This is a genomic window from Shewanella algidipiscicola, from assembly GCF_003605125.1.
Classification (GTDB): Bacteria; Pseudomonadota; Gammaproteobacteria; order Enterobacterales; family Shewanellaceae; genus Shewanella; species Shewanella algidipiscicola.
Map to the genome: position 1 here is coordinate 261097 of NZ_QPQT01000005.1, position 6912 is coordinate 268008.

Below are 6912 nucleotides of genomic sequence, written 5' to 3' on the forward strand. Positions count from 1 at the left end.
AATTCATCAGGAATATCACTCCTATATGGGTCCTGGGGGATCCCCTCATAATTCAGGTCTCCCAGCAGTGTGAACCAACTTTATGTATTCATGCATTGCCCAGCGTAAATGCTGCGCTGTTATTTGATAGTTTTCCCTCCGCCGAACCTCTTTCCCCAATCTGACAATCGACAGCACAGGCCGGTGCCGAATGGTGTTGGCCTGAAAGTGTTTTTGCCAGCCTAGATGTAAGGCAACGATACCAATTAGCCATAAGGCAATTTCTGCCAGCATAGCGATGAGCAGCAACACATCTAGCCGCTTCGGACAACGACTTTTGCAGTGCCTCAGCCCCATGCCGTATTGTGGACTCTTCAAGTCTCGAAAGGTCTCTTCAATCTGCATTCGCTTAGCGTAGAGCTTTGTCACTTGGGCCGAGTTAAAGTGATTAGGTGGTAAGTTGGTTGCCAATAGCCACGGCTCTTTGCTGCTTCTTCCGTAGCTTGCTTGGGCGGTATGGTTTCTTCCTGCATTTGAGGAACGGCGGTCTTTACGACCTTTTTCTTTCGCTTTGTACAGGTGTAAATGACAGGGCAATGGGCTTTTTCGGGCAAGGTTAACACGGCCGATGTATTTGGCTTTGTTCGTTGCTGTTGGGTAAAGCGACTTATTGGAGTGCCATTGATGTGTTCCAACATGCTGATAACTGACGTCACCACGAACACGCCCTAACCAAAACCAGCCGTGACTTGCTACTTGAGCGAACCAAGTATTGCGATAGCCAGCATCGGTGACGATTAGCGGACAGCAGCCATTCGGAAGCACCTTTGTCAACTCAGTCAGAAAAACATTGTGGCTGCGAGGTGCGTTGTAATCTTTGAATTCAAAAGTACGCTCATAAAGGGTCACGCTGCGCCCTTGAACACTGATGGAGGCGCGCAATGTCATCAAGCGGAGTTGTTCTCTTACATCGGCCCAATCGACAAGCACGATAGGCATTGCTCATGGTTTTAAAAGAGTGCACCGCAAAGATGCATTGCATGCCAGCGATATATCGTCAATCGGTCGTTATTGATGTGGCGATTACCGAGCAAGCGGTCAATGCGTTTGATACTGTGCTTAGGCGCCACATTACCAGAGATATTACGGCCTAGCTGGGTCAAAGAGAGTTGATCACCATCTAGTAATGATTTAGTGGCAACCATAAGAGAATTAAGACGTTTTTTGTGGATGGAAGAGCATTGATTGCTAAGAGAGTCATGTAGTATTGTAATGTCACGCATGGTGTTGTTCTAGTTTGTTTTTGGCGAAATTGATTAGATCAAACAGCACCATGCGTGTCTACTAATTGATTGTAAAAGGAATTATCTGGGGATTCCCTAGAGTGAGGCGTTAGCTAACTTGCCATATCGTTGAGCATTAAATTTCGAATAAAAGGATTTAACTTGAAAAAAATAATACTATTTTGCCTACTTGCTTCTAGTCCCGCTTTCTCTGAAGAGCATGATCACGAACAGTTTCTTTTACAGGCAGTAAAAATCGGAAACCAAATACAAGAACAAACGAAAGATAAAACTTTAATTGAGAAAATCTCATTCACTGAACGCTTTGCCAAAGATTTTTCTAACAATCCCATCGCTTTAGATATTATTATGCAAGGGCTTAGTGTTGAGTACTCTTTTGCTGGTTCACATAGTAAGGCCTTAATTACTAGAGATAAAACTGCTGAAATAGAAAGCTCTAGTGTTGAAGATTTAGCTAACTATAATGCAAAAAGTGCTGTAGTCGAAATTTTGGAACGGGCTAAAACACATCAAATCGTTATGGTCAATGAAGCTCATGATATTTCACAACACAGAGTTTTAACTTACCGCCTACTAAAGGGGTTATGGAAACAAGGCTATCGCTACTTTGCCGCTGAAACATTAAGTAGCTCCGCTACTCTGCAAATTGATAGAGGCTTTATAACTAAGCAAGTTGGTTATTATACACGTGAAGCCCTATATGCAAATCTAGTGCTTACAGCAAAAGAAATAGGATTTGAAATTGTTTCATATGACCAACATAAGCCAAGTAAACTTAATACAATTGATGAGCGGGAAACTAATTCTGCACTAACCCTCAAAGAGAAAGTCTTTGATAAAGATCCCGACGCAAAAATCATTATCCATGTTGGTTACTCTCATATAAATGAGGAAAAATGGCTAGCAAGTAAACTTAAAAAGTACACAGGTTTAGAAACACTGACCATTGATCAAACTACACGTATAGAACGAAGTAATACTAAGTATGAACATCCTACGTATTCTAGAGCTGTTAAAAACGTCGAATTGCAAGAACCATTTATTTTTGTAAAAGGTAACGAAGTTTGGAGTTCTGATTCGAATAAATGGGATATCTCAATTTTTTGGCCAAGGACAAGTTACCTTAATGGACGCCCAAAGTGGGCTTCTTTAGGCCGAGTTAATTACAACGTAAGTACAAATGATTGTAAGAATTCGTACCCTTGTATGGTTGACGTTTTTAAATTTAACCATAAAGATGAAGTTCCCTTGGATAGAGTGCTAATTTCATCTAAAAACGACCACAAGTCAGTCTTTTTATCGCAAGGTGATAATATTATAGTGACGACTGATAGTAGTGGCAATCAGATTAATAAAATCAAGATTCAGAATTAAAGTTAGCTAACAAGCTAATTAATAAGGACAAAAAACAGTTGGCTGTTTTCGTTCCTCAACATTTTAGCCAACAATTTTTGCCCATTATTAGGGCGTTATGTTTTTAGGAGACTCAACATTGAGCTACGTTAAGGATAAAAACAAAAATCAAATTTTGGATGAAATGGAAGGCACAGCACAGGTTGGCAGCTTAATACATGAACAACAAAAAGCGGCAATTTCGGTTAGATGTACGGAAGATATTGAAGCGGCTTTAGCTAAGGTCGAAACGCAGTTAAAACTCAACTCGGAATCATCAGACAGAGTTGGCAACAAACTTTTCTGGTTAAATGTAGTTCTGGCTTCGGCAACTTTTGTCGCTGCAGTTGCAACAGTGATTATTGCTATAAAAACATAATAATTTTACTGTCAGTCAATAGTGCTGATAATGGGGCTTAAGGAGTAGCTTTTGAATAACGAAAAAGCAAAAAGAACTCTCGAGGACGTTGAAAATACCTTCTACGAAACTATGAGTAAGAACACCGTTTTTTCATCTCTGAATCGTTCTGCTTCGGCGCTTGAAAGGTTGTCGAATAATACTGAAACACTGGCGGCAGAAATGAAAAGCGCGAGGAGAAAACAAGCCACCCATTATAAAACAATAACATAATACGCTTTCGGTTTATGTTCAATCGCCGTGCTGTGATTTGGCCATTCTAGGTCGATACGATATGGCCGGAATATCGATGTATGACGAAATGAAGCCTGCTGACTTAAAAATGGCGTATTTCAGCTGCACTAAACCAACCTATTGCATCAGAAGAACAGCAGGTTTTGTAATGTAATAAAGCGTTAATATCAGTCTATTTTGAAATGCTGGCAGCTCGTTGCAAAGTGCCGTCGTCGCTTCTCTAAGTGTTCACAGTAATGGGTGAGTGCTTGTAATGTGCCCACTGGGCCATGAAACAATTGACCAAATTCGCTAATGAGCTTAACCCAATTTTCATGGGGGATATTCAATCTTGTCAGTACGTTGGCACTGTTTTCACTGATGGCGCCACGTTTATCATCACGAATAATACGTCCAGTATCATCAACCAGTTCGAGGTAGTCTGCTAACGAGAAAGCAATACCATTCGGTTGATTGTCGCGTTCATTGCCGATAAAAGGGAGTAGCTTTTTAGGCTGCTCACCCTTTAAGGCAGCCTGAATGCGCAGCTGAACACTGGTATGGTCTGAGCCCTCAGGTGTCGCGGCCATCTTGGCTCGAATGGGGTTCAAATCAACGTAGGCCATGCAGGCTAAAACCGCGGCTTCATCTAACAAAGCTTGGGATTTAAAGCGTCCTTCCCAGAATCGACCCGAACAGCCATCTTCTTGATTCGCTTGCCTTGCTATCGGTTCATTCAAACAGCGCATAAACCACGAAATATCACATAATCGACTTCGATAAATCGCGATAGCATGCTTGAGTTTAACCACCTCATGGGGTTCAACTAACTCACCTTTTGTGAACTTACGGGTTAAGTCATCGCCATTAAACAGCTTATGCCATTGTTCAAGCACTTCTCGGTCAGTCCAGCAATTTGCGGTCTCGATGTCAATACGTAGCACCACATGAAGGTGATTCGACATTACGGCAAATGCTGCCACATCAATGGCAAAAGCCGCTGCAAGCTCAAACAACAGCGATTCAATCCAACTGCGGCGATGATCATAATTTTTCCCAGAATAGGCATCATCACCACATAAAAAGGCGCGCCTCACTACACGGCTACAACAATGATAATAGGGAGTGTCTTCAAGACTAATTTGGGTACGGCGAGGGCGTGGCATAACAACCTCCTTGCCTAATGCTCCTTCAAAGCTTAGTAGAAGGTCGTTTCTGATGCACATTAACTATGGGTGTCTATTTATTCATCTATCTCTTCGATTTAGCCGTAATTAGTATCCACATAGCCGTTAAAAGCAAAATTATTTTTGGACAAAAGTGTGTTGGCCTTCGAATGAAGGTGTTGGCTTTTTTTGGGCTTGTAACATTTAGTCGAGTTGGTTTTTATTTATTGATGTTAGCGTTGACTTACATTGTTTTGAATTGTTTGCCGCAGGCTTATGTGCAGGTACTTCCTCGGCACCGCTGTAAACCCATCCTTGGGCGCTCTGCGATTTCATCCCTGAAATCGAAGGCCTCAGCCGCACCTACACCGAGTTCTTAATCTCTTCGATTTGACCTTACTCGTGTCACTTGGATAATCAAAAGTTAAATTGTTTTTGGACAAAAGGTTGTGGGACTTCGAATCAAGGTGTTGGCATTTTTGACTGGTAGCATTTAGTCGAATTAGTTTTTATTTATTGATGGTAGCGTTAACTTAGATTGTTTTGAATTGCTTGCCGCAGGCCTTTCGTGCAGGTATTTCGGTGGGGCGCTGCAAGTATATCCCTATACGCTCGACGGTGGCATCCATGCCACCAACCCCCACCGCTATACCTACACTGACTTATCACTCTCTTCGATTTAGCCGTAATTAGTATCCACATAGCTGTTAAAAGCTAAATTTTTTTTATCTCCTAATTACCTCCGCCCCTTATAAGGAATGCAGCAAGCGCTGAGCAATGAGTATCTTAAGAAAGCAGGATTGTATTCACTGAGAGATGGATGGATCGCAGTTCACTCTCGAAACCAAGAAGCTAACCAGAAAGTTTAGGTTAGGCGTTCTAAATGAACCGCCCTCGGCTCTGGCATCCTGCTTCGCCTTACCTCCTAAATCCATTTAGTCGTGTACGGAGCCGCATGCAGGGTGGTGTGGGGGCTGGAGGCTAGATGCCTCCGGCTACCCGATTATATTTCATCAGCGCGACAGCATACTCGCCGTGTCATCCGCAGTTCGATCTACTGCTGCCATAACACATTGATGCTCACTGAAAGCCATCAGAAGCCCACTGGGTCGATGGAAATTAGCAATACGCTCACCAGTTTTAACGTCAAAAACTCTGATAGTGGAGAAACCGTTTAAGCTTCCCATCGTTTTGTGACTCGTTACTTTGCCCATAATCAATAAGTCGTACCCTTTATCACGGGCAGTTTTCAGTGCAAGTTCCAGTGGAGCAAGGTTTCCACCAGCAATAATGTCCGTGGACTCTTGTCTCAAGGCGCTACCTTGAACGATACGGTTGTCAATTTTACTCTCCAATAGCGAAGTAAAATAATCCGTGCTTTCTTCAACAAAATTGGGGTTGCCCTCGAATCTTGTTATGTAGATCACAGCGTCTTTTTGAATATGTGATGCCAGATTATCACGAACATTCACAATCGATGGGTTGGCACACGCCTGAAGAAAAACGACCAAAATCAATGGAATTAATCTGAAGATTTTCATACTACTCCTTAAATATAACGCCTCAAACACCGGCTTGGGAAAGTTGGCGGCTTTTTTGGAACAAAAAAGGTGACAGCTTTTCCAAGTCCGCGTGCTTTGACTTGTTATGTGGCGCTGGCACAAAGTACCTTACTTAAATACATAAACCGCAACGCCGTTTAGTCTAGTGTAAGCATCTCCACGATTAACGCTTGTAGCACTACCTGTGGCATATGCACTACCACCAGTTCCTGTTGCAGTAGCAGAACCATAGGTAGTTGTGACACTTGGTGCGTCTCTCTCGTTTATGTTTGTGAGTATGACCCCGTTTGCACCGACCTTAGCCGCCTCTTCTTTTAACCGCTGTATAGCTTCGTTCATTAAAGTGCTGCTTTTCTTGAAGTCATGTCCTGCGCTCGCAGAAACAATTGCGATCTCCTCAAATTCTTCTGGCGCAGACCTATAAAGACGAACTTCATTAGCTGATATTGCAGGGCGAGTATTACCTGTGACAATTGCATTCCCGTCCATGATGGTACAACCAGAAGTTATTGCAATCGTTAATACAACAATCAGGGCGTAAATAGTTTTCATGAATTGCTCCTATTTTTCTGAGCCACATAACGATCTAGTTCACGAGCCGAAGGTCTCGTGTAACGGCTTGTTCTTTACTTTCGGAGAGAGCAGGTTATCGCTACTCAATCCGTGAGTTCATATTCCATGCCCTTGGGGCTGATGTGAGCCCCCTGCGGCGTGAGGGAAGCATCGCTGCTTTACTTGAAGAACTTGAAGACTCTTGCTGGTCTCTTTGAAAGCTTCGCTTTACGAGCCTTAGCAAGGGCCTTCAAGCTACCATAAATAAGGCGTTTCTTCCATCGCGTTTGGCTCTATCTATGCCTTCGGCTAGACTGAAATATCAC

At 42.8% G+C, this 6912-nt stretch carries 6 protein-coding genes and 1 pseudogene; 3 read left to right on the top strand and 4 right to left on the bottom strand.

Translation table 11 applies throughout. From position 1 onward, the window contains the following. Positions 1 to 45: 45 nt before the first annotated feature. A pseudogene (locus tag DVO77_RS07475) lies at positions 46 to 1262 on the bottom strand (IS4 family transposase). A gap of 162 nt (positions 1263 to 1424) precedes the next feature. Between DVO77_RS07475 and DVO77_RS07480 the strand changes: the two are divergent. From DVO77_RS07480 to DVO77_RS07490, 3 genes are all read left to right on the top strand, one after another. Further along, complete coding sequence (locus tag DVO77_RS07480; RefSeq protein ID WP_119977892.1) at positions 1425 to 2657, top strand: hypothetical protein; 1233 nt, start codon at positions 1425 to 1427, stop codon at positions 2655 to 2657. A 118-nt stretch (positions 2658 to 2775) separates the two neighbouring features. Beyond that, positions 2776 to 3054, top strand: a complete 279-nt coding sequence (locus DVO77_RS07485; protein ID WP_119977893.1) for a hypothetical protein — start codon at positions 2776 to 2778, stop codon at positions 3052 to 3054. Between the two features lie 51 nt (positions 3055 to 3105). Beyond that, positions 3106 to 3306 carry a hypothetical protein gene (locus tag DVO77_RS07490; RefSeq protein WP_119977894.1) on the top strand — a complete coding sequence of 67 codons (201 nt, stop codon included), beginning with the start codon at positions 3106 to 3108 and terminating at the stop codon, positions 3304 to 3306. 188 nt (positions 3307 to 3494) lie between these two features. Here DVO77_RS07490 and DVO77_RS07495 read toward each other — a convergent pair whose 3' ends face one another. The 3 genes from DVO77_RS07495 to DVO77_RS07505 all read right to left on the bottom strand — a co-directional run bounded on the left by DVO77_RS07495 (position 3495) and on the right by DVO77_RS07505 (position 6586). Next, positions 3495 to 4472 (bottom strand): transposase, encoded by a 978-nt coding sequence (locus DVO77_RS07495; RefSeq protein WP_119977895.1) that lies wholly within the window; start codon positions 4470 to 4472, stop codon positions 3495 to 3497. A 1013-nt stretch (positions 4473 to 5485) separates the two neighbouring features. Beyond that, positions 5486 to 6013 (bottom strand): hypothetical protein, encoded by a 528-nt coding sequence (locus DVO77_RS07500; protein WP_119977896.1) that lies wholly within the window; start codon positions 6011 to 6013, stop codon positions 5486 to 5488. Between the two features lie 129 nt (positions 6014 to 6142). Further along, positions 6143 to 6586 (bottom strand): hypothetical protein, encoded by a 444-nt coding sequence (locus DVO77_RS07505; protein ID WP_119977897.1) that lies wholly within the window; start codon positions 6584 to 6586, stop codon positions 6143 to 6145. Positions 6587 to 6912 lie beyond the last annotated feature (326 nt).

What these genes read in the sequence shown, in the direction of transcription:
- DVO77_RS07495 (WP_119977895.1), bottom strand. Translation starts at nt 4,472, where the DNA reads ATGCCACGCCCTCGCCGTACCCAAATTAGTCTTGAAGACACTCCCTAT.
- DVO77_RS07500 (WP_119977896.1), bottom strand. Translation starts at nt 6,013, where the DNA reads ATGAAAATCTTCAGATTAATTCCATTGATTTTGGTCGTTTTTCTTCAG.
- DVO77_RS07505 (WP_119977897.1), bottom strand. Translation starts at nt 6,586, where the DNA reads ATGAAAACTATTTACGCCCTGATTGTTGTATTAACGATTGCAATAACT.